Source organism: Methylomonas rhizoryzae (genome assembly GCF_008632455.1).
Lineage (GTDB): Bacteria > Pseudomonadota > Gammaproteobacteria > Methylococcales > Methylomonadaceae > Methylomonas > Methylomonas rhizoryzae.
Genome location: NZ_CP043929.1, coordinates 1,233,415 through 1,259,295, shown reverse-complemented (window position 1 = coordinate 1,259,295; position 25,881 = coordinate 1,233,415). Strand labels below are relative to the sequence as shown.

The 25,881-nt window shown below is 51.9% G+C and carries 28 protein-coding genes and 1 tRNA gene; 6 read left to right on the top strand and 23 right to left on the bottom strand.

Features of this window, described 5'->3' with window-relative positions:
* Positions 1-41 precede the first annotated feature (41 nt).
* The 14 genes from F1E05_RS05935 to rlmE form a co-directional block, all read right to left on the bottom strand.
* A complete protein-coding gene (locus F1E05_RS05935) occupies positions 42-368 on the bottom strand; it encodes a hypothetical protein (RefSeq protein ID WP_150047418.1) in 327 nt (108 codons plus the stop codon).
* Positions 365-751: a DUF7673 family protein gene (locus tag F1E05_RS05930; protein WP_197737416.1), complete on the bottom strand. Its 387-nt coding sequence runs from the start codon at positions 749-751 to the stop codon at positions 365-367. The genes F1E05_RS05935 and F1E05_RS05930 overlap by 4 nt, the downstream gene beginning before the upstream one ends.
* 14 nt (positions 752-765) lie before the next feature.
* Positions 766-1,134 carry a hypothetical protein gene (locus F1E05_RS05925; protein WP_150047417.1) on the bottom strand — a complete coding sequence of 123 codons (369 nt, stop codon included), beginning with the start codon at positions 1,132-1,134 and terminating at the stop codon, positions 766-768.
* Entirely contained in the window at positions 1,131-1,790 is a 660-nt protein-coding gene (locus F1E05_RS05920) for a KilA-N domain-containing protein (protein ID WP_150047416.1), read from the bottom strand. The genes F1E05_RS05925 and F1E05_RS05920 overlap by 4 nt, the downstream gene beginning before the upstream one ends.
* On the bottom strand, positions 1,787-2,023 hold the full coding sequence (locus F1E05_RS05915) for a helix-turn-helix transcriptional regulator (RefSeq protein WP_150047415.1): 237 nt from the start codon (positions 2,021-2,023) through the stop codon (positions 1,787-1,789). Before F1E05_RS05915 ends, F1E05_RS05920 begins: the two co-directional genes overlap by 4 nt.
* Positions 2,024-2,130: 107 nt before the next feature.
* Positions 2,131-2,715 (bottom strand): hypothetical protein, encoded by a 585-nt coding sequence (locus tag F1E05_RS05910; RefSeq protein ID WP_150047414.1) that lies wholly within the window; start codon positions 2,713-2,715, stop codon positions 2,131-2,133.
* A gap of 146 nt (positions 2,716-2,861) precedes the next feature.
* The gene (locus tag F1E05_RS05905; protein ID WP_150047413.1) at positions 2,862-3,920 is read right to left on the bottom strand and encodes a ParA family protein; all 1,059 of its coding nucleotides are present in this window, start codon (positions 3,918-3,920) and stop codon (positions 2,862-2,864) included.
* Between the two features lie 154 nt (positions 3,921-4,074).
* Entirely contained in the window at positions 4,075-5,334 is a 1,260-nt protein-coding gene (locus F1E05_RS05900) for a tyrosine-type recombinase/integrase (protein ID WP_150047412.1), read from the bottom strand.
* A gap of 186 nt (positions 5,335-5,520) precedes the next feature.
* Positions 5,521-5,605 (bottom strand) — tRNA-Leu (locus F1E05_RS05895).
* 6 nt (positions 5,606-5,611) lie between these two features.
* Entirely contained in the window at positions 5,612-6,001 is a 390-nt protein-coding gene (secG, locus tag F1E05_RS05890; RefSeq protein ID WP_150051818.1) for a preprotein translocase subunit SecG, read from the bottom strand.
* A 23-nt stretch (positions 6,002-6,024) separates the two neighbouring features.
* Positions 6,025-6,771 (bottom strand): triose-phosphate isomerase, encoded by a 747-nt coding sequence (gene tpiA, locus F1E05_RS05885; RefSeq protein WP_150047411.1) that lies wholly within the window; start codon positions 6,769-6,771, stop codon positions 6,025-6,027.
* A 54-nt stretch (positions 6,772-6,825) separates the two neighbouring features.
* Positions 6,826-8,166 (bottom strand): phosphoglucosamine mutase, encoded by a 1,341-nt coding sequence (gene glmM, locus F1E05_RS05880; protein ID WP_150047410.1) that lies wholly within the window; start codon positions 8,164-8,166, stop codon positions 6,826-6,828.
* 78 nt (positions 8,167-8,244) lie between these two features.
* The gene (gene ftsH, locus F1E05_RS05875; RefSeq protein ID WP_150047409.1) at positions 8,245-10,167 is read right to left on the bottom strand and encodes an ATP-dependent zinc metalloprotease FtsH; all 1,923 of its coding nucleotides are present in this window, start codon (positions 10,165-10,167) and stop codon (positions 8,245-8,247) included.
* A 126-nt stretch (positions 10,168-10,293) separates the two neighbouring features.
* Positions 10,294-10,911, bottom strand: coding sequence for a 23S rRNA (uridine(2552)-2'-O)-methyltransferase RlmE (gene rlmE / locus F1E05_RS05870; RefSeq protein ID WP_150047408.1), 618 nt, complete (start codon positions 10,909-10,911; stop codon positions 10,294-10,296).
* 48 nt (positions 10,912-10,959) lie between these two features.
* Between rlmE and yhbY the strand changes: the two genes are divergently transcribed.
* Complete coding sequence (yhbY, locus tag F1E05_RS05865) at positions 10,960-11,229, top strand: ribosome assembly RNA-binding protein YhbY (protein WP_190303262.1); 270 nt, start codon at positions 10,960-10,962, stop codon at positions 11,227-11,229.
* Between the two features lie 33 nt (positions 11,230-11,262).
* Here yhbY and greA read toward each other — a convergent pair whose 3' ends face one another.
* The 8 genes from greA to hrcA form a co-directional block, all read right to left on the bottom strand.
* Positions 11,263-11,739 (bottom strand): transcription elongation factor GreA, encoded by a 477-nt coding sequence (gene greA, locus F1E05_RS05860; RefSeq protein WP_150047406.1) that lies wholly within the window; start codon positions 11,737-11,739, stop codon positions 11,263-11,265.
* A gap of 26 nt (positions 11,740-11,765) precedes the next feature.
* Positions 11,766-14,987: a carbamoyl-phosphate synthase large subunit gene (carB, locus tag F1E05_RS05855; protein ID WP_150047405.1), complete on the bottom strand. Its 3,222-nt coding sequence runs from the start codon at positions 14,985-14,987 to the stop codon at positions 11,766-11,768.
* Positions 14,988-15,017: 30 nt separating this feature from the next.
* Positions 15,018-16,136, bottom strand: a complete 1,119-nt coding sequence (gene carA, locus F1E05_RS05850) for a glutamine-hydrolyzing carbamoyl-phosphate synthase small subunit (protein ID WP_150047404.1) — start codon at positions 16,134-16,136, stop codon at positions 15,018-15,020.
* A gap of 104 nt (positions 16,137-16,240) precedes the next feature.
* Entirely contained in the window at positions 16,241-17,050 is an 810-nt protein-coding gene (dapB, locus tag F1E05_RS05845) for a 4-hydroxy-tetrahydrodipicolinate reductase (RefSeq protein ID WP_150047403.1), read from the bottom strand.
* Between the two features lie 4 nt (positions 17,051-17,054).
* Positions 17,055-18,188, bottom strand: coding sequence for a molecular chaperone DnaJ (gene dnaJ, locus F1E05_RS05840; protein ID WP_150047402.1), 1,134 nt, complete (start codon positions 18,186-18,188; stop codon positions 17,055-17,057).
* Positions 18,189-18,305: 117 nt separating this feature from the next.
* On the bottom strand, positions 18,306-20,240 hold the full coding sequence (dnaK, locus tag F1E05_RS05835; protein ID WP_150047401.1) for a molecular chaperone DnaK: 1,935 nt from the start codon (positions 20,238-20,240) through the stop codon (positions 18,306-18,308).
* Between the two features lie 68 nt (positions 20,241-20,308).
* The gene (gene grpE / locus F1E05_RS05830; RefSeq protein ID WP_150047400.1) at positions 20,309-20,953 is read right to left on the bottom strand and encodes a nucleotide exchange factor GrpE; all 645 of its coding nucleotides are present in this window, start codon (positions 20,951-20,953) and stop codon (positions 20,309-20,311) included.
* Between the two features lie 49 nt (positions 20,954-21,002).
* A complete protein-coding gene (gene hrcA / locus F1E05_RS05825; RefSeq protein ID WP_150047399.1) occupies positions 21,003-22,043 on the bottom strand; it encodes a heat-inducible transcriptional repressor HrcA in 1,041 nt (346 codons plus the stop codon).
* Positions 22,044-22,415: 372 nt separating this feature from the next.
* On the opposite strand from hrcA, the gene F1E05_RS05820 reads away from it, so the two are divergent.
* Entirely contained in the window at positions 22,416-23,159 is a 744-nt protein-coding gene (locus tag F1E05_RS05820; protein WP_232056795.1) for an MlaA family lipoprotein, read from the top strand.
* Between the two features lie 168 nt (positions 23,160-23,327).
* Positions 23,328-23,633 carry a hypothetical protein gene (locus tag F1E05_RS05815; RefSeq protein ID WP_150047397.1) on the top strand — a complete coding sequence of 102 codons (306 nt, stop codon included), beginning with the start codon at positions 23,328-23,330 and terminating at the stop codon, positions 23,631-23,633.
* 126 nt (positions 23,634-23,759) lie between these two features.
* Here F1E05_RS05815 and F1E05_RS05810 read toward each other — a convergent pair whose 3' ends face one another.
* Positions 23,760-24,236 (bottom strand): NifB/NifX family molybdenum-iron cluster-binding protein, encoded by a 477-nt coding sequence (locus F1E05_RS05810; RefSeq protein WP_150047396.1) that lies wholly within the window; start codon positions 24,234-24,236, stop codon positions 23,760-23,762.
* Positions 24,237-24,558: 322 nt separating this feature from the next.
* Between F1E05_RS05810 and F1E05_RS05805 the strand changes: the two genes are divergently transcribed.
* Genes F1E05_RS05805 through F1E05_RS05795 form a run of 3 tightly spaced genes read left to right on the top strand, consistent with a single transcriptional unit; the run spans position 24,559 to position 25,861 of the window.
* A complete protein-coding gene (locus F1E05_RS05805) occupies positions 24,559-24,894 on the top strand; it encodes an ArsR/SmtB family transcription factor (RefSeq protein WP_150047395.1) in 336 nt (111 codons plus the stop codon).
* Positions 24,895-24,917: 23 nt separating this feature from the next.
* Positions 24,918-25,397: an arsenate reductase ArsC gene (locus F1E05_RS05800; protein ID WP_150047394.1), complete on the top strand. Its 480-nt coding sequence runs from the start codon at positions 24,918-24,920 to the stop codon at positions 25,395-25,397.
* Positions 25,398-25,417: 20 nt separating this feature from the next.
* On the top strand, positions 25,418-25,861 hold the full coding sequence (locus F1E05_RS05795) for an ArsI/CadI family heavy metal resistance metalloenzyme (RefSeq protein ID WP_150047393.1): 444 nt from the start codon (positions 25,418-25,420) through the stop codon (positions 25,859-25,861).
* Positions 25,862-25,881: the final 20 nt, after the last annotated feature.

Below are 25,881 nucleotides of genomic sequence, written 5' to 3'. Positions count from 1 at the left end.
TGTGGCAAGCGGATTGCTGAAACCGGCTTCAATCTTTTGGGTTAAGCCGGTTTTTTATGGCCGTTGGTTTTCTGATTGCACTCGCCGGCGATAAATTCGGCTTCGGAACCGATATAAGCCAGCGCCGAAACGGTTTCGGCCTGCAACGCTAAGCTGAACAGGATATTGACCAACTGATCGTCATCCGGTGCACTTGGGCCACTACCGGAAATGGCCATCGCTAACGCGTTCAGCGTGTCGGCCACATTGTCCGCTTGCATAATGGCCACTTCGGTCAAGCCGCTAAACCAATCCAACTCGTCCCGGTCCATATCGCGCTTTGTAGCGTCGAACAGCCGGCGTAAAGCGTTTGCAGGACTGCGAATCATGCGGCACCTCCCAGCGCCCAGCGTTCGAACAGCTCGCCGCCGTTGGCGATGTACAGGTGAATTTCTTGAGTAGTGGCGCGGGCGTCCAGCGTCAACACCGCCATGCAGTCGTCGAACAAGGCTTTATCCAAGCCCCGTAACGTGACTAAGTTGAACGGAAAACGGTAGCCGTTATACAAACCAAGCAAGAAACGGCGCACGGTCTCGGCTTGGCCGGTATCGCGCTCGGCAATCTTGGCTAGGCGCAGCAAAGCCGGAATGCCGGCGTCGATAACGGCTTGGCGCTCGGCGTCCAATGCGGTGATTTCATCCAGGAACGCACTTAAGGCGTCGGGTACTTTAGTAGATTCCGGGCGGATTTTGCCCGTAGTAGGGGTGTTCATAGCGGTGCTCCTTGTCAGAGGAATAAACCGCCGCTGATGCTTCTCACGGCATTGGGCGACGGGCTGTAATGGGGTGAGAAACTGCGACAAGGTGCAGCCATGGACGAACCATGCCCAAAACAGCCCGCCATAACAGAATGCACACGGCATGATGCCGCGCTGAATGATGGGCACAAAAAAGCCGCTAAAAGTTGCGGCGATTTTTCGCCTTGTCTACCAACCAGGTTCTCACGCCCGGTGCTGGATGTGCCAGCGGTGAACAGCATAGCCACGCGCAAACAGTCCGTCAAGCCGGCTTCGATCAAATCGGCGATTTTCCAGCGTTTTTTCCGGCGGCGTTTCAGGCGTGAAGGTTTGGTGTAGTCATCTGTCTGGCGGCTCATGGAGTCACCTCCAGCTTTTCAGGTTGCCTAACACTGGCGGCAAACCGTTCCAGCGCAATTTTCCGCTCGTCGTAGGTCAACCCGCAGCCAATCAAGACGGTATTGCGCTCTTCCAGTTTGGCTAACAAATCGAGTTCCTGAGCCGGCAGTTTGTCCCGATCCAGCGGCTTGAACTCTCCCGTCAAAGCCCAATTAATCAACCGCACTTCGTTCGAAAAATGATGCGCGTCGGTAGTCTTGCCCTGCTGCTGGCGTTGCAACAGCAAAACCGCATTCATCACCTTTTGGCTTGCTGCGGCTTCATGGCGTAGCTGTTTCCAATCGTCTTTACCGCGCAAAAGCGCGTCTATCTGTTCGTCGCACCAAACCGCAAAATCAATATCCAGCCATTGGGCGAATCTGACCGCTAGTTTTGGATGCAGCCAAGTGCCTTGCGTAAACCGGGATGAATTGCCCTTGCAGGTCTTAATGAAGTGAGATTTTCTCACTTCACTTATTCGGCACAGGGCTTCCAAATAGCGCGTAGTTTCCGGCAATCGAAGCCAGTCGATAGGTCGTTTGCCGTATTGGGCCGCTGCGCTTGTGGCGTTAAACCAGCCGTTTTGATCCAGTTCGACCGGGCTGCCGTTGTACTCCAAGCTAACCAAGGCGTTCATTGTGCGCAGCCAAAGCTATCCAGCAATGCCAGAATATCGGCCTTGCGCCAAGCCGTGGTCTTTTCACCTAACTTGATGGGTTTGGGATACTCGCCGCTACGGACTTTGGCGAGAAAGGTTGAACGGCCAATGGGCAATAGCGGTTCTATGCCTTTCTTACGGTCTCCCGTTATTTGCCAGATGCGGAGATATGCGATTGGCACAGTTTCTTGATGTGGGGTTTTGGTGGACATTATCTAACCTCTATCAGTGAATGACAGCGCTAGGTTATGTAATGCCGTTTGCTATTTGAATTACTTGTAGGGCTACAGGCTAGCCGATGCCGCTAGCGGCCAGATGTTCATCTTTTTGGGTCCGGCGTTTTTTTCAAAGCTTTGCGTGCCGATGAAAACGACATACCAAGAGCGCCACATTCCTCTTCGGCGCATCGATCGCGCGAAGTGTATTTTCCTGTCGCCCAAATGTCCTGAATTTGCTTCTGTTTGTCTCGGCTTCCACCGGGTGCATTGTGACGTTTTTCGGCTCCGCTCTTGCCGATTATCGATAGTACATCTGATTCACTGGAAATAACCGTGGCTTGTTTAGATTTGGCCGAGACGGGTTTTATCCAGTGGGTAACTAAGGGGCTGTCGTCTGGTGGCTGAAATGCAGACTTTTCTAAAAATTCGCTGTAATCCGAAGCTTTGAAGTATTTTGCGGTTTCATATCTTGTAGGGGCGTCCGGAATATACAAGCTCTCTACTGTTTTTTCGGCACAATGTCTAAGCTGGCCTGACTTAACCGCTTCTTCAAGGCATTCCTGCACTAGGCGACGATCATCCCAATAGCGGCGCTTAGCAGCCACGGTTTCTTCTTTCGGTTCGTACCGGAACCAGTAGTGAATGATTTGTTTAATCGTTAGCTCATCAGTCGGGGATAGTGCCACCAGTCAACGCCATTCACGTTTCAACATTGCCAAGGGTTAACCGGAAGCGGGGCAATGACTCCCGCTTCTCACCCCGTCGGGCTATCCGGTTGGACTGAGTTTATCAGTTATCTGGTATTTCTATGGAGCAGAGTTTGTCAAAATTGCTACTCAATATTTCTCACAAGGTTGTTGATATTTGGAACTTGCTTATCCAGCTGGGACTGATTAACCATAATTGTTCGGCCAGCAATAGTCTTATTACCTGCCGTTAAGGAAGCAATTGGTATTCCTAACGAACCAGATACAACAGACGCCGTATTCGCATCATTAACTTCGTACTGAAACATTGATTTGAATGTTTTCTTAGACGTGGGTGTTGGCGCGCCTGTTGGATGAATGCAAAATGCTTGCGGGAGCGTCTGCCATACTCCCCAAATTTCGTCACCAATCTCATTTACTACTGTCTTAAAGGCAGAAGCAGACGAACTGTTCATTTGCGTTAGCCTATTCCCGATATACATATATATCTCGGGGGAACTCATCCTATATCTCATTGATTCAAGATAAAAATCAGATTGCGGATCACCTTGATGACGCCGAACACCATAAACCAGAGACAAGAGCGCCTTCACAGCCCGTTTGGATGAACCATCAGCAGAAAAAGGAATTAAAAGCCTTTCAGCCGCAGTAAGTGCCAACTCTGTATAAATAGAAAAACTAGGATTACAGTCAATAAACACACATGCATTTTCATCGTTCCATGATTCAAAAATGTCCGTAATCAAATCACGAACCCAAAGGTGGACAATTCGCCATGCATCCTGGGGGCCGGGAAATGTCGCACTAGTAACACGAGATGATTGAATCTCCAATTGTTCATCGCCGACCACCAAATATAGATTATTTGGAATTCTGCCGTTATATCTCGAAACTTGCGTTACGTAATTAGCCCCCGAACGCGGTGTAACATATGGGCTTCGAATTCTATCCTCAATGTAACCAGAAATAGTTCTTCGTGGTTGAGCAGTGTGAATTTGCGTAAGCTGATGTTCACCATTTTCCATTCCACCCAATAACATAGAGGACGAATTTGCTTGCGGGCACATATCAACCACTAATACCTTTTTCTGTGGATGTTGTCTCGCATATTCAGCAGCTAACTGAAACGTCAAATAGCTCTTGCCTACGCCACCCTTGTTGTTCCAAATTGCATAAATTGCCATTTAGGGACCGTCCTATCGTATTGAATGAATGTGATGTTGATATTCTAACGAGATCACTTTTATTAATGTTAATAAAATAGACCTAATTCGTTACCAGTCCAAAAATGGACCCTATTGATTTTATTCAGAATCCAATTTTGGATTAGCCACAATTTCAAGTCGTACCGGCCCGCTTAAACGGTATCACTTCGGCACCGGCCCGCAAGCCGTCCAAATAATCCGCCCAAGCCTGCATCATGCGCCGGCGTTCTTCCAGGTACTGAGCGCGATTGTAAGCCGCTCTAACTTGATCCCTTGGAGAGTGTGCCAATTGCCGTTCTATCGCGTCCGGACTCCAGCCCTGCTCATTGAGCAAAGTGCTGGCAATGGTTCTGAAGCCATGCGCGGTTTGAATACTGGAATCGTAACCCAAGCTTAGCAACGCCGACCGGATTGTGTTATCGGACATAGGCCGGCCATCTCCCCGGCTAGACGGGAATACATATTGCCCGGCAGCGGTTAAAGGTTGGATTGCTTCCAGGATAGAAACAGCCTGATTGCTGAGCGGTACAATATGGTAGAAATCGGTTTTGCTGATGTAAGGCCGCCATTCTCGGGCGATCAAATCCACGTCGCCCCAATACATTTGCCGGATCTCGCCCGGCCTTTGGAACAGCAACGGCGACAGCCTTAAGGCCATTTGCACGGTAAAAGTGCCTTGGTAAGCGTATAGATCGCGCAATAGTTGCCCGACCTGCTTGGGATCGATGATCGCGGCCCGGTGTTTAACCTTTTGCGCCGGTATCTGCCTGGCGACGGGTTGCGCCTGATTGAACTCTACAAAGTTATGGGCAATCGCATAATCCAAAACAGCGACAATTTCCGCATGCAGCCGGTGCGCGGTTTCAAGCTGTTGTTTGTCTATCAAGGGCTTTAAAACGGCAAACACGTCAAACGATTTTACCTCTTTGATGGGCTTATTGCCCAACAGCGGAAACGCTAGGCGCTCGATACGACTAGCTTTCTTTTTGTGCGTGGTCGCGCTGGTGAGGTGTTCGATGGACGCCAGCCATTGGCGGGTAATGTCGGCGACGCTGTCCAAGATAGGCAAACCTTCGCTTTGGCGCTCTTCGTTTTGTCTGGCCAATTGTTTGGCCACTTTTTCTTGCTTGCGAATTTCGCCGGGATCGATGCCTTCGGCAATTCGTTGCCTCGCTTCGTCGGCCTGTCGGCGGGCTTGCCCTAAAGATACATCCGGATAAGCGCCGAAACTAAGGCGGTTTTGCTTGCCATCGAGCCGATAAATGAAACGCCATAGTTTTGAGCCGCTGCTTTTGACCAACAAGGTAAGCCCGCCGCCATCGTTGATGGTGTAATCCCTTTCTTTAGGCTTGGCCCCTCTGTAGACCGCATCTTTGTTGAGATTTAACGCCATAAAGTGACACACCCTTCTTGAAAAAGTGACACGATTTTGAGCCAGTTTAGCCCGTGTCACTAATCGTGTCACTAATTCGGGTGTATGGCCTGGTATTTCTTAAGACGTCTTCGGACAATAAAAAACCCGCAAACCTAGAAGATTAGCGGGTTTCTGTACTTCTTTGCATCTCTTAAGATGCGCGATTGGTACCGACGGCCGGACTTGAACCGGCACGACTTGCGTCACCACCCCCTCAAGATGGCGTGTCTACCAATTTCACCACGTCGGCAATGTCTTATTCTGCTGGGGCTGAGGGATCCACTTCTTTGATCGGTTGTTCGCTCGGCAAGGTCGCGACCGGGACCGATTGCTCAACAGTACTTTGTGTGAGGGGGACGTCTTCTTTTTGTGCGGGTGCAGCCGGTGTGTCCATGATGATGTCGGCTTTTTTGCTTTGATGCCCGCTCAAAAACGCCAAGCCCAGGCTGGTGATAAAAAACAAAGTCGCAAATATCGCGGTACTCCTGGACAGAAAAGACGCGGAACCCTGGGCACCGAATACCGAACCCGACGCGCCGCTGCCGAAAGCCGCACCGGCGTCGGCACCTTTACCCTGCTGCATCAATACCAAGCCTATAATGCCGATACCCAACAGGATATGAAAAACGATGATAATTTGATACAGCATGTTAATCCTAACGATAAATTCTAAACCGAGTGGCAGATTTGTAAGAATCCTTTGGCATCGAGCGACGCCCCACCTACCAGACCGCCATCGATATCCGGCATTGCGAACAAGCCTTTGGCGTTATCCGGTTTAACGCTACCGCCGTACAAAATTTGCACTTTGTCGGCAATTTCCTGGCTTCTAGCTGCGATACGTTGGCGGATGTATTGGTGAACTTCCTGGGCTTGTTCATCGGTCGCGGTTTTACCGGTACCGATTGCCCAAACCGGCTCATAGGCGATAACGGCCTTGGCAAACGCTTCGATTCCGGCTGCGTCTATGACGGCATCCAATTGTTCGTCGACGACTTGAAAGGTTTTGTTGTCGTCGCGCTCTTGCAAAGTCTCGCCGACACACAAAACCGGAATGATGTTTTGTTTTTGTGACTGACAAAAGCGTTGCGCCACACTTCGGTTGCTATCGCCGTAATAGCTGCGGCGTTCGGAGTGGCCGACCAATGCATATTTGCAGCCGCAGTCCGCCAACATAGCTGCAGACACCTCGCCGGTGTAGGCACCCACAGCTTGGTCCGCGACATTTTGCGCGCCAACGGCAATCGGCGAGCCGGCCAGTGCATTGCGAATATCAGACAGGTAAACAAACGGAACGCATACCGCCACTTCCTGACTGACGCCGCCCAAGCCTTCCGCTAACGCTTTGGCCAGCTGCACGCCCTCGTCCCGTGAGGTATTCATTTTCCAGTTTCCCATGATCAATGATTGCCGCATCACAAACTCCGAAGCAAATAAAGCCGGCAATGATAAACCTTAGACGCATTCAGTTCAAGCTGCGATTGCCTGCTTGACATCGTCGGCCAATTGTCTGGCGTATTGACTAACATCGTCCTGGTCTACGCCTTCCACCATGACTCTAACCAGAGGCTCGGTGCCGGAAGCGCGCAGCAGCACCCGGCCTTTATCGCCAAGCTTTTGCTCGACCGCCGCCACGGCTTTTTTGACCCCATCCATCTCGTTTAAATTGACTTTTTTATCGACCCGGACGTTGATCAGCACTTGTGGATATTTTTTCATACCGGATTTCAACTCGTGCAGATTTTTGCCGGTAAATTGCATTTCCGCCAATACTTGCAACGCGGCAACAATACCGTCGCCGGTGGTGGTTTTGTCCAAACAAATGATATGTCCGGATCCTTCCCCGCCCAAACAACCGCCGCGCGCTTTTAGTAATTCCATCACGTAACGGTCGCCGACATTCGCTCTGAGTAGCGGCACGCCCATTGCTTTTAACGCATGCTCCATGCCTAAATTCGACATCAGAGTACCGACTACCGGGCCGTACAATTTACCCTTCTCCTGAAACGATTTGGCAATGATGTATATCAATTCGTCGCCGTCGACAATTTCGCCTTTGTGGTCGACCATGATTACTCTGTCGCCGTCGCCGTCCAACGCAATACCCAAATCAGCGTGACATTCCAACACTTTTGCCGCCAATATTTCGGGCTTGGTAGCACCGCATTCGTCATTAATATTCAGCCCGTCCGGTTCCGAGCCTATCGTGACTACCTCCGCGCCGACTTCGCTGAATACGTGCGGCGCGATATGGTAGGTCGCCCCGTTTGCACAATCGATGACAATGCGAAGGCCTTTGAAGGCCAGCGAAGCCGGAACCGTAGATTTACAAAATTCGATATAGCGCCCGGCGGCATCGGTGATGCGCTTCACTTTACCGAGTTTTGACGATTCGACCGTCGTCATCGGTGCGTCGATGTAATGCTCGATTTCCTGTTCCAATTCGTCCGGCAATTTGGTGCCGTCGACCGAAAAAAATTTGATGCCGTTATCGTAGTAAGGATTGTGAGAAGCACTGATCACGATGCCGGCTTTTGCGCGCAAGGTGCGGGTTAAATAAGCGATCCCCGGCGTCGGCATAGGCCCTATCATTCTGGTATCCACTCCGGCCGCTGATAAGCCGGCTTCCAGCGCGGATTCGAACATATAGCCCGAGATACGCGTATCCTTACCCACCAGCACGAAACCGCTACCTTCTTTCGCAAACACCCTCCCCGTCGCCCAGCCCAGCTTTAGCATAAAATCCGGCGTAATCGGATATTGACCTACCTTTCCCCGAATACCGTCGGTACCAAAATATTTTTTCGCCATCTATGATCCTGTATATCTACTTGCAAAAAAAAGAGAGACCGAAGTCTCTCTCCCTTCAATTCCAACTGCCCAAGCGTTTTAACCTTGCTCGGCAGTCCCTCCTATCGAAGGCTGATCGGCACCTTTACCCCAAGGTTCCGCCTCGGCATTCTTGTTGAACGGCGGCGTCGGAGTGTCGTCCCAGCCTTTGGGTTCGCGCACCGGACGCCGATTCATCAAGTCGTCGATTTGATCTTTGTCTATGGTTTCGTACTTGATCAGCGCTTCGGACATTGCGTGCAATATATCTTCGTTTTCTTTCAGGATATTTTCAGCACGCTCGTAATTCCGATCAATAATAGACCGAATTTCTTCGTCTATTGTGTGCGCGGTTTCCTCCGCGACCGATTTATGTTGGGTAACGGAACGACCTAAAAAGATTTCACCTTCTTCTTCGCTGTACGCCAAAGGTCCTAACCGTTGCGACAAGCCCCATTTCGTTACCATGTTGCGGGCAAGCTCGGTCGCACGCTCGATATCGTTGGAAGCGCCGGTGGAGACTTGTTCCCAGCCGAAAATCAGTTCTTCGGCAATCCGTCCGCCGTACAAACTGGAAATCATGCTGTCCAGCTTGCATTTGCTGGCGCTGTATTGGTCGCGTTCCGGCAAGAACATGGTAATACCCAGTGCTCGGCCACGCGGCATGATGCTGACTTTGTACACCGGATCGTGTTCGGGGACGATACGACCGACGATGGCGTGGCCGGCTTCGTGATAAGCGGTCATGCGCTTTTCTTTTTCGTCCATCACCATCGAACGGCGTTCGGCACCCATGATCAATTTGTCTTTGGCTTTTTCCAAATCGGCCATGCTGACTAAGCGCTTGTTGAAGCGTGCCGCAAACAAAGCCGCCTCGTTAACCAGGTTGGCTAAATCGGCGCCGGAAAAACCGGGTGTACCTTGTGCGATATATTTGACTTTCACATCGTCCGCGACCGGCACTTTTTTCAAGTGCACGTTCAGAATTTGTTCGCGACCTCTGACATCCGGCAAACCGACCACGACTTGACGGTCGAAGCGTCCGGGGCGCAATAAGGCTTTATCCAGCACGTCGGCACGGTTGGTCGCCGCGATCACGATGATGCCCTCGTGACCTTCGAAACCGTCCATTTCCACCAACAATTGGTTGAGGGTTTGTTCGCGTTCGTCGTTACCGCCACCCAAGCCCGCACCGCGCGAGCGGCCGACGGCGTCAATCTCGTCGATAAAAATGATGCAAGGTGCGTGCTTTTTGGCTTGTTCGAACATGTCACGCACCCTGGAAGCACCGACCCCGACGAACATTTCCACAAAATCCGAACCCGAAATGGTAAAAAACGGCACTTTCGCTTCGCCGGCGATAGCCCGCGCCAGCAAGGTTTTGCCGGTACCCGGAGGACCGACCATCAATGCTCCGCGCGGTACTTTGCCACCCAGCTTTTGGTATTTGGACGGATCTTTCAAAAAGTCGACCATTTCTTCGACTTCTTCCTTGGCTTCGTCGCAACCGGCAACATCGGCAAAGGTCACCTTGTTCTGATCCTGATCCAACATGCGAGCCTTGCTCTTGCCGAAACCCATCGCCCCGCCGCGCCCGCCAACGCCGCCGCCTTGCATCTGCCGCATGAAAAACACCCACACCGCAATCAACAGCAAAATCGGTCCGAAAGACACGAAAATCTGCATCAGCATCGACGGCTCTTCGGGCGGCTGCACGACGATTTCAACGTTGTTGGCCAGCAAGTCGTCAATCAAATGCGGATCGTTCGGCATGTAGGTTTTAAACTTCTCGCCGGACTGCATTCTGCCGCGCACGGTGTTGTCGTTAATCGCTACTTGCTGCACTTGACCGGCCTTAACTGCGTCTATCAGTTGCGAATACGATAAAGTCGCGTCGCTACGCATCGACCTGGCGCCGAAATTGTTGAAAATCGCCATCAACACTACTGCGATGACAACCCACAGCACTAAATTTTTTAACATATCGCTCAATTTACGCGCTCCGGACCGACTTCGGTCCCAAAATTGAAAACACTTTAATTTTTGTTCAAATGCCTTTCGAAACTAAATTACAGCTTCCGACAGACCTTAATAACACAGTTTACCAGCCTATTTAAAACCTTTCGCCAAAATGTAGACTTCGTTGCTTCTGGGACGCGAGGCTTTCGGCTTGCGAATAACTGTAGATTTAAAATTGCGTTTCACTTCCTGCATATAGGCATCGAATCCTTCCCCTTGAAACATTTTGATTAGTAAGGTGCCGCCGGGAGCCAATAGTTGTTGGGCGGCATCGAGTGCAAGTTCCCCCAGATAAATGCTGCGCGGCTGATCGGTTTCCTTGTTACCGCTCATATTGGGGGCCATGTCCGACAATAACAAGTGCACGGGCTGATCGGCAAGAATTTCGTAAAGTTTTTGCAGCACGTCGTCGTCGCGAAAATCGCCGCGGATGAAGTCGACTCCGGCGATAGGTTCTATCTCCAATAAATCCAGCGCGACAATCTTGTCGTTTTTTCCTAAAAGTTTTCTAACATATTCGGACCAGCCGCCGGGCGCGGCCCCCAAATCGACCACATTGATACCCGGCCGGATAATTTTATCCTTTTCCTGAATTTCGCTGAGTTTGAATACCGCTCGCGAACGGTAACCCATTGCTTGGGCTTTTTTGACGTATTCGTCGTGAAAATGTTCCTGCATCCATTGCTGGCTACTTTTGCTACGTGCCATGAATTCGATTCGTGTAAAATTGCGCGGCTAAATTTTAAAGGACTCGCAGTGGACCCTATCCAAAGAAAAAAATTGAAAGCGCAAGCTCATACGCTCAAACCGGTAGTGATCGTCGGCCAAGCCGGCTTGACGCCTGCAGTCGTCAAAGAAATCAATGCAGCTTTAGACGCCCACGAATTGATCAAAATCAGGATTCGGGCTGAACGCGACGAGCGGGCCGAAATCGCAGAGCAGGCTATCGCCGACACAGGCGCTGACTGGGTGCAATCGATTGGCCAAATCGTGGTTCTGTATAGAAAAAATCCCAAGAAAAAATAATTCGAGGAGGCGATTCGCCTCCTCTATTTCCGCTTATAGATATTCTACCGAGATAATTTCGTATTCGATGTCGCCACCGGGGGCTTTGACGATTACCGTATCACCCTCTTCTTTACCGATCAGGGCTCTGGCGATAGGCGATCCGACAGAAATACGGCCTTCCTTGATATTGGCTTCATCCTCGCCGACGATCTGGTAGCTTACTTGTTTACCGGAATCCAAATCTTCTATTTTGACGGTCGCGCCGAATACGACTTTGCCGCCGGCGTCGGTCTTGGTAACGTCAATGATGTTGGCGTTCGACAATTTGCTTTCGATTTCGGCGATTCGGCCTTCCGCAAAGCTTTGTTGTTCACGCGCAGCGTGGTATTCGGCATTTTCTTTCAAATCCCCGTGCTCGCGGGCGTCCGCGATGGCTTGAATGATACGGGGTCTAGTCACCGTTTTAAGCTCTTCCAACTCGGCGCGTAATTTGTTTGCGCCTGCCACGGTTAGCGGCACTTTATTCATGTACAACTCCTAAACATTTGTTATTTTTATCCCTCGAAGGTTTTGTGTAAATCCTGCAAACAATTGACATTGCCCGCAGACAGCTCTCCCAATGCAAAACAGGCCGCCCTGGCCCCCGCCATGGTGGTGTAATAGGTTACTTTGCGCTGCAACGCTTCCCTACGCATGGTAAAGGAGTCGGCTACGGCTTTGACGCCTTCCGTCGTGTTGACGATCAATTGAATTTCGCCGTTTTTGATCATATCGACGGTATTCGGCCGGCCTTCGTTGACCTTGAAAATTTCCTGGCAAGGAATTCCGGCCTCTTTCAACACTCTTGCCGTTCCACGGGTCGCGACGATTTCGTAATTTTTCTCGATCAAGCGTTTGGCCAAATCCGGCAATTTCGGCTTATCCGCATCCCGAATACTGATCAACACCTTACCGCTTTGACTCAAATCCACCCCGCCGGCCCGTTGTGATTTGGCGAAAGCCTCGCCGAATGTTCTGCCAACCCCCATCACTTCTCCGGTCGATTTCATTTCCGGACCTAGCAAGGGATCGACGCCGGGAAACTTGATGAACGGAAACACCGCCTCTTTAACCGAAAAATACTCGGGTATGCGCTCTTCGGTAACGCCCTGTTCCTTCAACGATTTACCAACCATGCAACGCGCGGCGATTTTAGCGAGCGGATAACCGGTCGCTTTGGATACGAACGGCGCGGTACGCGAGGCACGCGGATTCACTTCCAACACGAAAATAGTCTCACCCTGAATGGCGAACTGGGTATTCATCAAACCACAAACACCCAAAGCTTCGGCCATTTTCGCTACTTGTGCGCGCAACTGGTCTTGAATGTGCGCCGGCAAATCGTAGGGAGGGATAGAACAAGCGGAATCGCCCGAATGCACCCCGGCTTGTTCGATATGCTCCATCAAACCGCCAATCAAACAGGTTTCGCCGTCGTAAATCGCGTCCACATCCATTTCCACCGCGTCGTCCAAAAAGCGGTCCAGCAATACCGGCGAATCGTTGGACACGCTGACCGCCTCTTTCATGTAGCGGCGCAAACCTTCCTCGTTGAATACGATTTCCATTGCCCGGCCACCCAGCACGTAAGAGGGGCGCACCACCAAGGGATAGCCGATTTCTTTGGCCAAACTCACCGCTTGCTCCACCGAGCGCGCAGTCGCATTCGGCGGCTGTTTCAAGTTCAAGCGCTCCAACAACTGCTGAAAGCGCTCTCTATCTTCGGCCAAATCGATCGAATCCGGGGAAGTCCCGATGATAGGCGCGCCGGCCGCTTCCAACGCCCGCGCCAATTTCAGCGGGGTTTGCCCGCCGTATTGCACGATTACGCCCTTGGGTTTCTCCAAATCGATGATTTCCAGCACATCTTCCAAGGTCAAGGGCTCGAAGTACAAGCGATCCGACGTATCGAAATCGGTAGAAACAGTCTCCGGATTACAGTTAACCATAATGGTCTCGTAGCCGTCTTCACGCAAGGCCAATGCCGCGTGTACGCAACAGTAGTCGAATTCTATACCCTGCCCGATCCGGTTGGGGCCACCGCCCAAAATGACGATTTTGTCGCGCGCGGACGGAGCGGCTTCGCACTCTTGTTCGTAAGTGGAATAAAGATATGCGGTATCGGAAGCAAATTCAGCCGCGCACGAGTCGATGCGCTTGTAAACCGGCCGCACGCCTTGTTTATGCCTGACGTTGCGCACTTCGGATTCTTTAGTGGCCAACAGTTTGGCCAGACGCGCATCGGAGAAACCTTTGCGTTTCAACCTGAGCAATTCGCCTTTTTCCAAGGTCGCCAAGGTTTTGGTAGCCAAGGTTTTTTCGGTGACTATCAAATCTTCAACTTGCGCCAAGAACCAAGGATCGATTTTGCAGGCTTGATGGATTTCGTCGAAGCTCAAACCGCTACGAAACGCATCGGCTAAAAACCATAAGCGGCGAGGGCCAGGGTAGCGCAATTCCCGCAGTATGATGTCTTGGCTGCCGGAGTCGCTTAAATCAACGGTTTCGTCCAAACCGTCCACACCGACTTCCAGGCCGCGCAAGGCTTTTTGCAACGATTCTTGGAAAGTCCGGCCTATCGCCATCACCTCGCCGACCGATTTCATCTGCGTCGTCAACCGGTCGTTGGCTTGCGGAAACTTTTCGAAGGCAAAGCGCGGCACTTTGGTGACGACGTAGTCGATCGTCGGTTCAAACGAAGCCGGCGTTTTACCCCCGGTTATTTCGTTACGCAGTTCGTCCAGGGTATAGCCGACCGCCAATTTGGCGGCGACTTTCGCAATGGGAAAGCCGGTAGCCTTGGACGCTAAAGCCGAGGAACGCGACACCCGCGGGTTCATTTCGATCACGATCAGACGGCCGTCTTGCGGATTGATCGCAAACTGCACGTTAGAGCCGCCGGTATCGACGCCGATTTCACGCAATACCGCCAACGAAGCGTTGCGCAGAATCTGGTATTCCTTGTCGGTCAGGGTCTGCGCCGGCGCGACGGTAATCGAATCGCCGGTATGCACGCCCATCGGATCGAAGTTTTCGATGGAGCATATGATGATGCAGTTGTCTTTAGAGTCGCGCACCACTTCCATTTCGAACTCTTTCCAACCCAAAACCGACTCTTCGATCAAAAGTTCGTTAGTCGGAGACAGCGACAAACCGCGCTCGCAAATTTCGATGAATTCCTCGCGGTTGTAAGCAATACCGCCGCCGCTACCGCCCATGGTAAACGACGGCCGAATGATGGTCGGATAACCCACTTCCTCTTGTGCGGCGAACGCTTCCTCCATGCTGTGCGCCACGCGGGATTTAGCCACTTCTAAACCGATTTTGCGCATGGCCTTATTGAACAAATCCCGATCTTCGGCTTTGTTGATGGCGTCTTTGCTGGCCCCTATCATTTCCACGCCGTATTTCGCCAATACCCCGTGTTTGTCCAATGCCAACGCGCAATTCAGTGCAGTTTGCCCGCCCATGGTTGGCAAAATCGCATCCGGACGTTCTTTTTCGATAATTTTTTCGACGGTCTGCCAATCGATAGGCTCGATGTAAATGGCATCCGCCATATCCGGGTCGGTCATGATGGTGGCCGGATTGGAATTCACTAAGACGACTCTGTAGCCTTCTTCGCGCAAGGCTTTACACGCTTGGGTGCCGGAATAATCGAATTCGCAAGCCTGGCCGATCACGATAGGGCCGGCCCCCAGTAATAAAATCGATTTTATGTCAGTTCTTTTGGGCATGATACTCAGTGAAAATTGGGCAAAAGACGCTTAGTTCATCAATGCGACGAATTGGTCGAACAAAGCTTCGACGTCATGTGGGCCGGGGCTGGCCTCTGGATGACCTTGAAAACTGAATGCCGGTACGTCGGTACGGGCTATACCTTGCAAGCTGCCGTCGAATAGCGATACGTAAGTTGCTTTCAGATTGACCGGTAGATTCTCGGCGCTGACCGCAAAACCGTGATTCTGACTGCTGATCATCACTTTGCCGCTTGCCAGTTCTTGTACCGGATGATTGGCCCCGTGATGGCCGAATTTCATTTTTTCTGTTTTAGCGCCGCTCGCCAATGCCAGCAATTGATGGCCTAAACAAATACCGAATACCGGTACTTTGCGTTCCAAAATCGTCTTGATCGCATCGATCGCATAATCGCAAGGCTCGGGATCCCCCGGTCCGTTAGATAAAAACACGCCGTCGGGATTCATCGCCAACACCTGGTCCGCAGGGGTAGTAGCCGGCACCACGGTAACCCGGCAGCCACGATTGACCAGCAGACGCAGAATATTGCGTTTGACGCCGAAATCGTAAGCCACCACGTGTTTGGTCAAATGAGTCGCCGCCGGATGACCTTTACCTAGCTGCCACGTGTTTTCGCTCCATTCGTAAACGCCGGCGGTAGTCACTTCCTTAGCCAAATCCATGCCCTGCAAACCGGGAAAACCGTCGATCGCTTGTTTGGCGGCTTCTATATCCAGGTCTGCACCGGCCATTAAACAACCGCGCTGCGCGCCTTTATCGCGCAACAAGCGGGTCAATTGGCGGGTATCGATGTCGGCGATGGCCACTACACCACGCGCGCGCAAGTAATCGGGCAAGTTCTGTTGCATGCGCCAGTTGCTGGCAAGCTGCGGTAAATCGCGGATAACCAATCCGCTGGCAAAAACCTGTCCGGCTTCGTCGTCTTCGGCATTGACGCCGACGTTGCCGACATGCGGGTAGGTCAAGGTAACGATCTGCCGGGCATACGAGGGGTCGCTTAAAATTTCTTGGTATCCTGTTAATGCCGTATTGAAAACCACCTCGCCCACTGAACAACCGTCTGCCCCGATCGATGTGCCTTGAAACACAGCTCCGTCTTCCAATACCAGTATTGCGGGATTATTCAAATTAGGCCACCTTAGATGTAGAAAACGGGATGAGTCTGACGACTAATCCCGTTCTGGAGTGAGAAAAACTGATGTAATTTTACGAAATTATGCCGTGCCGGTCATTAACAATTTTTTAGACCTAACACATCTTGCATGTCGTACAGCCCGGCCGGCTTGCCCTCTAGCCAAATTGCCGCCCTAACGGCGCCGTTGGCAAACGTCATCCGGCTGGTGGCTTTGTGGGTAATTTCCACTCGCTCGCCCTCATCCGCAAACATTACCGTGTGCTCGCCCACAATGTCTCCCGCCCTGATCGTCGAAAAGCCAATCGTTTTCCGATCGCGGGTCCCGGTTTCGCCCTCCCGGCCATAAACTGCACATTGTTTGAGATCACGCCCCAATGTTGCCGCAACCACTTCGCCCATCCGTAAGGCAGTACCGGACGGTGCGTCGACTTTATGTCTGTGATGGGCTTCTATAACTTCAATGTCTGTGTATTCCCCCATCACTTTGGCAGCGGTTTCCAGCAACTTCAACGACAAATTAACGCCTACGCTGAAATTCGGCGCCAGCACGATAGGTATTTGTTGCGCTGCAACGGCTATCGCTTGTTTTTGCGCATCGGAATAACCGGTAGTGCCGATGACTACCCTCTTGCCGGCAAGCCGGCAAATGTCGAGATAGTCCATCGAGCTGTCCGGCCGGGTAAAATCGATCAACACATCGAAATAGTCCAAGACAGCGGGCAAATCATCGCTCACGGTTATCCCGAGGGTGGAGATCCCTGCCAGCTCGCCGGCATCTTTGCCTATGGCCAGACTTTCCGGACGCGATACCGCGACGGTAAATTCGGCATGCTCCGTCAAGGCTGCCGCCTTGATCAAGCACAAGCCCATACGACCGGAAACTCCGACCAATCCAATACGCACCATGAAACTATCCTGTCAATTTATCGAAAAAGCTTTTCACGCCATCCATCCAGCTATGCTCTTGCGGACTGTGCTGCTTACCGCCGCCGGTTAGCGATTCTTGCAGCTTTTCCAGCAAGACTTGTTGCTCTTTGGTCAAACGTACCGGCGTTTCGATTTGCACCCGGCACAATAAATCCCCGATCGAGCCGCCGCGTACCGGTTTAACGCCTTTGCCGCGCAAGCGAAACAATTTGCCGGTTTGCGTTTCCGCAGGAATTTTCAGTTTGACTTTACCATCCAAAGTCGGCACCTCCATTTCACCGCCCAGACAAGCGGTCGGAAAGCTGATCGGCACCTCGCAATATAGATTCGCTCCATCGCGGGTAAAGATGGGATGTTCTTTAACTTGCACTTGCACGTACAAATCGCCCGCCGGACCGCCGTTCATCCCGGCTTCGCCTTCGCCGGCCAAACGAATCCGGTCGCCGGTATCCACCCCGGCCGGCACTTTGACGTTGAGGGTTTTAGTCTCTTGCACCCGCCCTTGACCGTAACACTTGGGACACGGATCTTTGATCTGCTTGCCGGTACCGCGGCAATTCGGACAAGTTTGCTGAACCGAAAAAAAGCCTTGCTGCATTCTGACTTGACCGTGGCCGTGACAAGTCGTACAGGTAACGGGACTGCTGCCCTTCTTGGCGCCGGAACCGTTACATTCGCCACAGGCAACCAACACAGGCACCTTGACGACCGCTTCGGTACCGCCTACCGCTTCCTCCAAGGTCAATTCCAGGTTGTAACGCAAATCCGCACCGCGTTGTACGCTGCTGCGTTGCTGGCGGCCACCGCCGAAAATATCGCCGAATACGTCGCCGAAGATGTCGCTAAAGCTTTCCGCGCCGCTGAAACCGCCGCGTCCGCCCATGGACGGATCCACGCCGGCGTGGCCAAATTGATCGTATGCCGAACGCTTCTTCGGATCGGACAACACTTCGTAAGCTTCCTTGATCACCTTGAATTTTTGCTCGGCCTCTTCAGGATTGTCTTTGTTTCGATCCGGATGAAACTTCATCGCCATCTTGCGATAGCTTTTCTTGATCTCCGCCTCGCTGGCGTTGCGATCGACTTCCAGCAGTTTGTAAAAATCTTCTTTTGCCATGACGTGGAAAACCGCCAACGTAAATTGGCGGTTATATAGAGTGATTCAGCACTAAGAAGCCGGGGTTATCCAACCCCCCGCTTCTTACCCTACTTCGATTAAACCGCCGGTGACGATTTATTTGTGGTCGTCTTTAACTTCCTCGAACTCGGCGTCGACCACATCGTTGTCCGGCGCCGCTTGCTGATGCGCGCCTCCGGCGGTATGTTCACCGGACTGCGCTTCCGCGCCGCCTTTTTGCGCATAAACCCGCTCGGCCAGCTTGCCAGACAACTCGGTCAAGGCATTGGTTTTGGCTTCGATGGCGTCTTTGTCGTCGCCTTTCAACACGGCATGCAGATCTTTGATAGCCGACTCGATAGCCGATTTTTCGTCGCTGCTGACTTGATCGCCCAGTTCTTTCAGCGATTTCTCGGTGGCGTGGATCATGCCTTCCGCGCTGTTGCGGGCCGAAACCAATTCCTTCAGTTTGCGGTCTTCGTCGGCGTGGGCTTCGGCGTCTTTAATCATGCGCTGCACTTCGTCTTCCGACAAACCGCTGGACGCTTTAATGATGATCGATTGTTTCTTGCCGGTGGCTTTGTCCTTAGCCGACACGTTCAAAATACCGTTGGCGTCGATGTCGAAGGATACTTCAATCTGCGGAATGCCGCGCGGTGCCGGCGGAATGTCCTGCAAGTCGAAACGGCCCAGCGACTTGTTGGCCGACGCCATTTCCCGTTCGCCTTGCAGCACGTGCACGGTCACGGCGGTTTGATTATCTTCGGCGGTCGAGAACACTTGCGAGGCGTTGGTCGGAATCGTGGTGTTTTTTTCGATCAATTTGGTCATCACGCCGCCCAAAGTTTCGATACCTAGCGACAGCGGGGTCACGTCCAGCAACAAGACGTCTCTGACGTCGCCGCCCAATACGCCGGCCTGGATCGCAGCACCCAACGCCACCGCTTCGTCCGGATTAACGTCTTTACGCGGCTCTTTGCCGAACAATTCTTTGACGAATGCTTGGACCTTAGGCATCCGGGTTTGACCGCCGACCAGAATCACGTCGTTGATTTTGGCATTGGATATGCCGGCATCTTTGATCGCCTGCAAGCACGGACCCTTGGTTTTTTCGATCAAATCTTCGACCAATGACTCCAATTTGGCGCGGGTCAGCTTGATGTTCAAGTGTTTCGGGCCCGACGCATCCGCCGTAATGTAAGGCAGATTGATGTCGGTTTGTTCGGACGACGACAGTTCGATTTTGGCTTTTTCCGCCGCTTCTTTCAGCCGTTGCAAAGCCAGAGGGTCGTTGTGTAAATCGATACCGTTGTCTTTTTTGAATTCGTTCGCCAAAAAATCGATGATGCGCAAGTCGAAATCTTCACCGCCCAGGAAGGTGTCGCCGTTGGTGGCCAATACTTCGAACTGGTGTTCGCCTTCGATTTCGGCGATTTCGATGATGGAAATATCGAAAGTACCGCCGCCCAGATCGTACACGGCAATCGTGGTGTCGCCTTTCGGCTTGTCCATGCCGAAGGCCAACGCCGCCGCAGTCGGCTCGTTGATGATACGTTTCACATCCAGGCCGGCGATACGACCGGCATCTTTGGTGGCTTGACGTTGCGAATCGTTGAAATAGGCCGGCACGGTGATGACCGCTTCGGTAACCTCTTCGCCCAAAAAGGCTTCGGCGTCTTTTTTCAGTTTCATCAATACACGGGAAGACACTTCCGGCGGCGCCATTTTCTTACCGTGACACTCCACCCAAGCGTCGCCGTTGTTGGCTTCGATGATTTTGTAAGGCACCATTTTGATGTCTTTTTGCACCGCGTCTTCTTTAAAGCGGCGGCCGATCAAACGCTTGATCGCAAACAAGGTGTTTTCCGGATTAGTGACCGCCTGACGTTTGGCGGACTGACCGACCAACACCTCGTTGTCGCCGGTAAAGGCGATGATGGAAGGCGTGGTACGCGCGCCTTCGCTGTTTTCGATGACGCGCGCGGTGCCGTTGTCCAGCACCGCCACGCAAGAATTGGTGGTTCCCAAATCGATACCGATCATTTTACCCATTGATGTTCTCCGGACTTGAATTTAGTTGTAAATAAGTTGTTAGCGATATGCGGTTGATGATTTAAATTTCAAGCCTGCTCATCGATTTTTGCACTATCGGCGGGTTTGTCTTCCGCTTTTGCCACGACCACCATAGCCGGGCGCAACAAGCGGCCGTTCAGCACATAACCTTTTTGGAATACGGTAATAACGTGACCCGGCTCAACGCTGGTACTCGGCTGCATGACCATCGCCTGATGCAACTCCGGATTAAACGGTTGACCGGTGGGATCGATTGCTTCGATGTTGAATTTTGCAAATACGGATTCGAACTGCTTAATCGTCAGCTCGCTGCCCTCGCGTAATTTAGCCATCTCCGGGCTGTCGCCGGTAGCGGCTTGTATACCTAATTCCAGGCTATCCAGGACCGAAAGCAATTCTTTTGCGAACTTGGCCAATCCGTATTTGCGCTCGTCGTCCAATTCTTTTTGTATGCGCTTTTTCAGATTGTCCATCTCCGCCGCAGCACGCATGGCTTTATCCAAATTGGCCGCCGCCTGTTGCTGCGCTTCTTCCAACTGGGCACGTAAAGCATCCAGTTCCGCGCTTTGCTCGGCAGACTGCGGCGCCTCTTCTCCAACCGGCTCGTTAAACGCGTGTTTGGTTTGCTCAAGCACTTCGGCAATTAATTCACTGTCTGTCTGCTGCTCGTGGCTTGATTGCTGATGACTCATGTTCTACTCCACAGTATTAATTTTTTCAGTCCGTAAACGATAGGGACGATTATTTACTATTCAAGGCCGCTCCCAATAATTTTGCGGTAACGTCGACGTAGGGAATGATTTTCTCGTAAGCCATCCGGGTAGGGCCGATCACTCCGAGTACCCCGACCACTTCATCGTTGACCGAATAGGACGAAGTCACCAAACTGCAATGATCGAAGGCCCGGTACCCGGACTCCTCGCCGATGAAAATCTGCACGCCTTCCGAGTTAAGACATTGATCCAACAGGTGAATCACTCCTTGCTTCTGACTGAATGCCTCGAACAACTGTTTCAATCTATCCATATGCGACAATTCCGAAAACCCCATCAGATTGGTCTCGCCGCTTAGCACATAATCTTCCTTCGGCTGCTGCTCGAACGCCAATTTAGCCATATTCACCGCATCTATCATGCCCTGATTGACCTGGTTCTTATCCTGTTCCATGTCGGATAAAATCAGTTCCCGGATGCGAGCCAGACTTTGACCGCTATAGACCGAATTCAGGTAATTGGCGGCCTGCTGCAATTCCGATGCGGCGAAAACCCGCTCGGTATGGATAATCTTGTTATGCACTTCGTCGCCGTCGGTCACGAATATCACCAGAACCCGGCCACTCGACATCGGCAGGAATTCGATGTGCCGCAGCGTGACCGACTCCCGGCGCGGCAAAGTCACCACACCTGCCATTTTGCTGACTTCAGACAACAACTTGGAAGCCTTGGACAATAACTCGGCCGGCGCGTCGGCTTCCGACAACATGTGGCTATGCAACTGATCCAATTCCTGCAATTGCAAAGGCTTAACCGTCAGCAAACTGTTGACGAACAAACGGTAGCCGCTGACGGTGGGTACTCTGCCGGCGGAGGTGTGCGGCGAATGAATCAATCCCAGATCTTCCAAATCGGCCATCACGTTGCGAATGGTTGCCGGACTCAGTTTGAGATTCGCATCCTTGGATAACACGCGCGATCCAACGGGCTGTCCGTCTTGGATATAACGCTCAACCAAGGTTTTTAATAGGTACAAAGACCTGTCGTTTAAATCTGGATTACTGGCCACAACCACTCCACCCGAAAAACCACTATTAGCACTCTAAGCCCAAGAGTGCCAGGAAAGCTAACAGCAAGCCGAAACCTTGTCAACCGCCCTGCCGGCCGGTTTCTCCAAATACGACTTACACGGGCTAACGCTTTATGAGCCGATTTTACGTATGCTGCTTGCGAAGAACTGGCAAACGAGCCCTGTTGCGATAGCGAAATTTAACTTTAATCGGTAGCTAAGCCGGCAGGTCCTATTTGTTCCGCCACCGCCTATAATTCCTTGCCGACTAGCCGGCATTGTGTGCTATGTTGCGCCACCCCTTGTGCCGGCCTACAACTAACGAGGTATAAAAGCATGCGTTTGGGACCATCCCGTTTATTAGCGCCCGCAATGGCCATCATCATATTAGCGACCGGATGCGCCTCAAGCGCTGCGAAAAACCCGGACGACCCGTTCGAGGGGTGGAACCGCAGCATGCAGGGATTCAACGATAGCCTGGACGATTACGTGATGAAACCGGTCGCCAGAGGTTACCGCTGGATAACGCCCGACATCGTAGACAGCGGCGTGACCAATTTCTTCAGCAACTTGGACGACATCCGTGTCGTCATCAATAACACCCTGCAAGGTAAGCTGGACGAAGCCGGCCAGGATACCGCGCGCTTGCTGCTCAATACCACGGCGGGTATAGGCGGATTAATCGACGTTGCCAGCGGCTTGGACTTCCCCAAGCATAAGGAAGATTTCGATCAAACCTTGGGCGTCTGGGGAGTCCCCGCCGGCCCGTATTTAGTCTTGCCGTTATTAGGACCGAGTTCGCCGCGTGGAATATTCGGTTTGCTGGGCGACACAGCCACCAATCCGATTAGCTATACGGGCTTATATTTTTCCTCGGCCACGGTCTCCCGGGCCGTATCCATCGGCCTAGGCGCGCTAAATACGACCGATTTACGGGCGGATAATTTGGAAAACGAAAAAATCGCCACTGAAGCCGCTTTAGATCGCTACGCTTTTTTCCGCGGTGCCTACCTGTCGCAAAGAAATTATTTGGTTCATGACGGCAACGTACCGCCGCAAGACTTGCTGGACATCGAGGAACTGGATGACAAACTGTCCCCGGTAAATCCTTATTGAGGCGGATGCCGCCAAGGCAAATCGCTCCGAATAAAAATGCCGGCTGGAGCACGCGTTAGTATTTGGCGACTTGGGATCGAATCAGGATTCGATCCCGGAAAATTTGGCATAAATTTTGTTGCCCAATGACTCCGGATAAACCGTCTTGGCCTTAATTCGAGCTTCATGATGACTAATAACAACGTTCTAAGCCCCTCACAAATCGAGCATTTATCGTCGTTACGATACATCAACAACATCGACGAGCATATGCGCATCGTATCCAGCGTAAAGGTGTTGGATAACGCACATCAGCACGACAACCTTGTGCTATTGCTACTCGATATTTTTATAGACGACAAACAAATCGACCAAATGAGCTTCAATCTGCACAATTATGCTTATGAAGAAATCGTCGATCTTGCGCGCAACATTCGCGGCAACGATTACATTTTGCGGGCGGTGGACACCGCTTTAGCGGGCGATATCGAATAAAGCGCTAGATTTAAGCCGTTCAAACGCCTGGCACAAGTTGTTTGCGCCTAACGTCATGGCGAGAGCATCGCTCCCACGATCAATGTCCGGGGAGCGAGCCATTTTAATGATGGGTGGAAGGCGCGCTTATTCCTCCCACTCTTCATCTGCGATTTCGTCAAACCGCCCCTCATCTTTACGGACTTTTTGTTTAAAAATCCGGTCCAGCATAGGCGACATGCTGCCGGTTATTTCCTTTTGCAAGTCGCCAATGATCTCAGCAATTTCAGGGCCGTCTTTAACGACGACGGGATATACCCCCAGCTTAATCAATTGATTGGTGGCCGAGCCGCCGGCAGAGCCGCAATACACCAAATCGCAACCGGTTAACCAGGCAAGCTTAGGCACCAGTTTGTCTTCATTGCCGTCACGTTTTTCTTTATCGAACGATTTAACTGCCAACGGTGTGGCGGTGGTGCCGTCGATACCGTATACGTGAAACCCCAAAGCCGAACCGAAATGCTGATTGACAATTTCACCGTCTGAAGTGGCAAACGCGACTTTCAGGGTTTTCTCATCGACTTCTATTTCCGCAACACTATTTACTTCAGCAAGTTGACTCATTTAAAACTCCTCAATAAACGACTGGGCCAAAACTTGAGCGCAGCAAGTCTTGGGCCGAATTGAATGACGGGTATGTTACCGACTCGCAGCAGCCGATAAGCAAACATCGGCGGCCATTCGGCCGGCCGACCCCAACCCGGTTTAGCATACCGCTATTTAATCGCTTAGAAGACGTTTATTTTTAGGGCAAACCCTTGTAGGACACGACGCGCAAGCCAATATCAAGTTACCCGGCAGGCCGGTCCGCTTACAGCGAACAGCCGACTATCGAGACCCGGCAATAAATATTTCATTATTTCAATAATTATTGTATAGTGGATTTATGGATAAAGAACTTGCCACCACCTTATTCGAGTCTTTGGCCTCCGGCGTACGTCTGGACGTCTTTCGCTTACTGGTTAAGCATGCGCCGGACGGCTTGGTTGCCGGGGAAATTGCTAGCGCTTTGGCGCTACCCGCGACCAATTTGTCTTTTCACCTGAAAGCCATGACTTATGCAGGCTTGGTGACGGTCACCCAGGAAGGCCGGTTTCTACGTTACCGAGCCAATCTGAGCGTGATGCAAGCATTGATCGATTACCTGACGGCCGAATGCTGCGCAGGACAGCCGGATTGCTGCTTCGATACCTCGCCATCGTCTTGCCGTCCGACCGATTGATTTTTTTACTGGATGATTCCGCTATGTATGTTTTGTTTCTCTGTACCGGCAATTCTTGCCGTTCGTTGATGGGTGAAGCGATTTTCAATCATTTGGCGCCTGACGGTTGGCATGCCATCAGCGCCGGCAGCAATCCCATCGGCAAACTAAATAGCAGGGCGGTGGCTTTGCTGCAGGAAAAAGGCATTTCGACGGCAGGCTACTACAGCAAATCCTGGAACGATTTACCGGTTGTGCCGGACATCGTGATCAGCGTGTGCGACAACGCCGCCAAAGAAACCTGCCCGGCCTATCTCGGTCCGGTTTTGCGCAGTCATTGGGGCGTCGAAGATCCCGCGCACTTCGAAGGAAACGAGCAAGAAATCAAGGCGGCATTCGAAACTGCATACGACATTCTCCGTTTCCGCATCGAACAGTTTCTGGCTCTTCCTCTACAGTCCTTACAAACTGATCCGCAAAGCCTGAAAGCGGAACTCGATCGTATCGGCAGCTTGCTGTCTTAACCACACAAAGGGGTATCCCTATGAAACGTTTTCATATCCATCTCGCCGTGGACAATTTGCAACAAAACATCGCCTTCTACAGCGCCTTATTCCAAACCGAGCCGAGCGTGCTGCATGACGATTACGCCAAATGGATGCTGGACGACCCGCGCATCAATTTCGCGATTTCCAGCCGCGGCCGCCAAACCGGATTGGATCATTTAGGCATTCAGGTCGAATCGGCGTCGGACTTGGAACAAGTGCAACAGATTCTGCACGGTGCGGCTTTGCCGGTGATTGAACAAAAACAAGCAGCCTGCTGTTACGCCGAATCCGATAAGTATTGGACGATAGACCCGCAGGGCATCCCCTGGGAAGCCTTCCACTCGCTCAAAAATATTCCGACGTTCGGTAACGACTCCGATTTGCCGACCGACCGGAGTACGTCTTGTTGCGGTCCCTCGTCAAATTGCCGCCCAAGCTGATTTTTCATCCCGCAGGCAAC

Bases quoted from the DNA above. Each gene is read 5' to 3' on its own strand.
- F1E05_RS05915 (WP_150047415.1), bottom strand. From the start codon at position 2,023: ATGTCCACCAAAACCCCACATCAAGAAACTGTGCCAATCGCATATCTC.
- F1E05_RS05935 (WP_150047418.1), bottom strand. From the start codon at position 368: ATGATTCGCAGTCCTGCAAACGCTTTACGCCGGCTGTTCGACGCTACA.
- F1E05_RS05815 (WP_150047397.1), top strand. From the start codon at position 23,328: ATGACTAATAACAACGTTCTAAGCCCCTCACAAATCGAGCATTTATCG.
- dnaK (WP_150047401.1), bottom strand. From the start codon at position 20,240: ATGGGTAAAATGATCGGTATCGATTTGGGAACCACCAATTCTTGCGTG.
- dapB (WP_150047403.1), bottom strand. From the start codon at position 17,050: ATGGTGCGTATTGGATTGGTCGGAGTTTCCGGTCGTATGGGCTTGTGC.
- tpiA (WP_150047411.1), bottom strand. From the start codon at position 6,771: ATGCGGCAATCATTGATCATGGGAAACTGGAAAATGAATACCTCACGG.
- F1E05_RS05930 (WP_197737416.1), bottom strand. From the start codon at position 751: ATGAACACCCCTACTACGGGCAAAATCCGCCCGGAATCTACTAAAGTA.
- F1E05_RS05810 (WP_150047396.1), bottom strand. From the start codon at position 24,236: ATGAGTCAACTTGCTGAAGTAAATAGTGTTGCGGAAATAGAAGTCGAT.
- F1E05_RS05805 (WP_150047395.1), top strand. From the start codon at position 24,559: ATGGATAAAGAACTTGCCACCACCTTATTCGAGTCTTTGGCCTCCGGC.
- grpE (WP_150047400.1), bottom strand. From the start codon at position 20,953: ATGAGTCATCAGCAATCAAGCCACGAGCAGCAGACAGACAGTGAATTA.
- glmM (WP_150047410.1), bottom strand. From the start codon at position 8,166: ATGGCGAAAAAATATTTTGGTACCGACGGTATTCGGGGAAAGGTAGGT.
- F1E05_RS05900 (WP_150047412.1), bottom strand. From the start codon at position 5,334: ATGGCGTTAAATCTCAACAAAGATGCGGTCTACAGAGGGGCCAAGCCT.
- carB (WP_150047405.1), bottom strand. From the start codon at position 14,987: ATGCCCAAAAGAACTGACATAAAATCGATTTTATTACTGGGGGCCGGC.
- F1E05_RS05920 (WP_150047416.1), bottom strand. From the start codon at position 1,790: ATGAACGCCTTGGTTAGCTTGGAGTACAACGGCAGCCCGGTCGAACTG.
- F1E05_RS05820 (WP_232056795.1), top strand. From the start codon at position 22,416: ATGGCCATCATCATATTAGCGACCGGATGCGCCTCAAGCGCTGCGAAA.
- dnaJ (WP_150047402.1), bottom strand. From the start codon at position 18,188: ATGGCAAAAGAAGATTTTTACAAACTGCTGGAAGTCGATCGCAACGCC.
- ftsH (WP_150047409.1), bottom strand. From the start codon at position 10,167: ATGTTAAAAAATTTAGTGCTGTGGGTTGTCATCGCAGTAGTGTTGATG.
- F1E05_RS05905 (WP_150047413.1), bottom strand. From the start codon at position 3,920: ATGGCAATTTATGCAATTTGGAACAACAAGGGTGGCGTAGGCAAGAGC.
- F1E05_RS05925 (WP_150047417.1), bottom strand. From the start codon at position 1,134: ATGAGCCGCCAGACAGATGACTACACCAAACCTTCACGCCTGAAACGC.
- F1E05_RS05800 (WP_150047394.1), top strand. From the start codon at position 24,918: ATGTATGTTTTGTTTCTCTGTACCGGCAATTCTTGCCGTTCGTTGATG.
- greA (WP_150047406.1), bottom strand. From the start codon at position 11,739: ATGAATAAAGTGCCGCTAACCGTGGCAGGCGCAAACAAATTACGCGCC.
- rlmE (WP_150047408.1), bottom strand. From the start codon at position 10,911: ATGGCACGTAGCAAAAGTAGCCAGCAATGGATGCAGGAACATTTTCAC.
- F1E05_RS05795 (WP_150047393.1), top strand. From the start codon at position 25,418: ATGAAACGTTTTCATATCCATCTCGCCGTGGACAATTTGCAACAAAAC.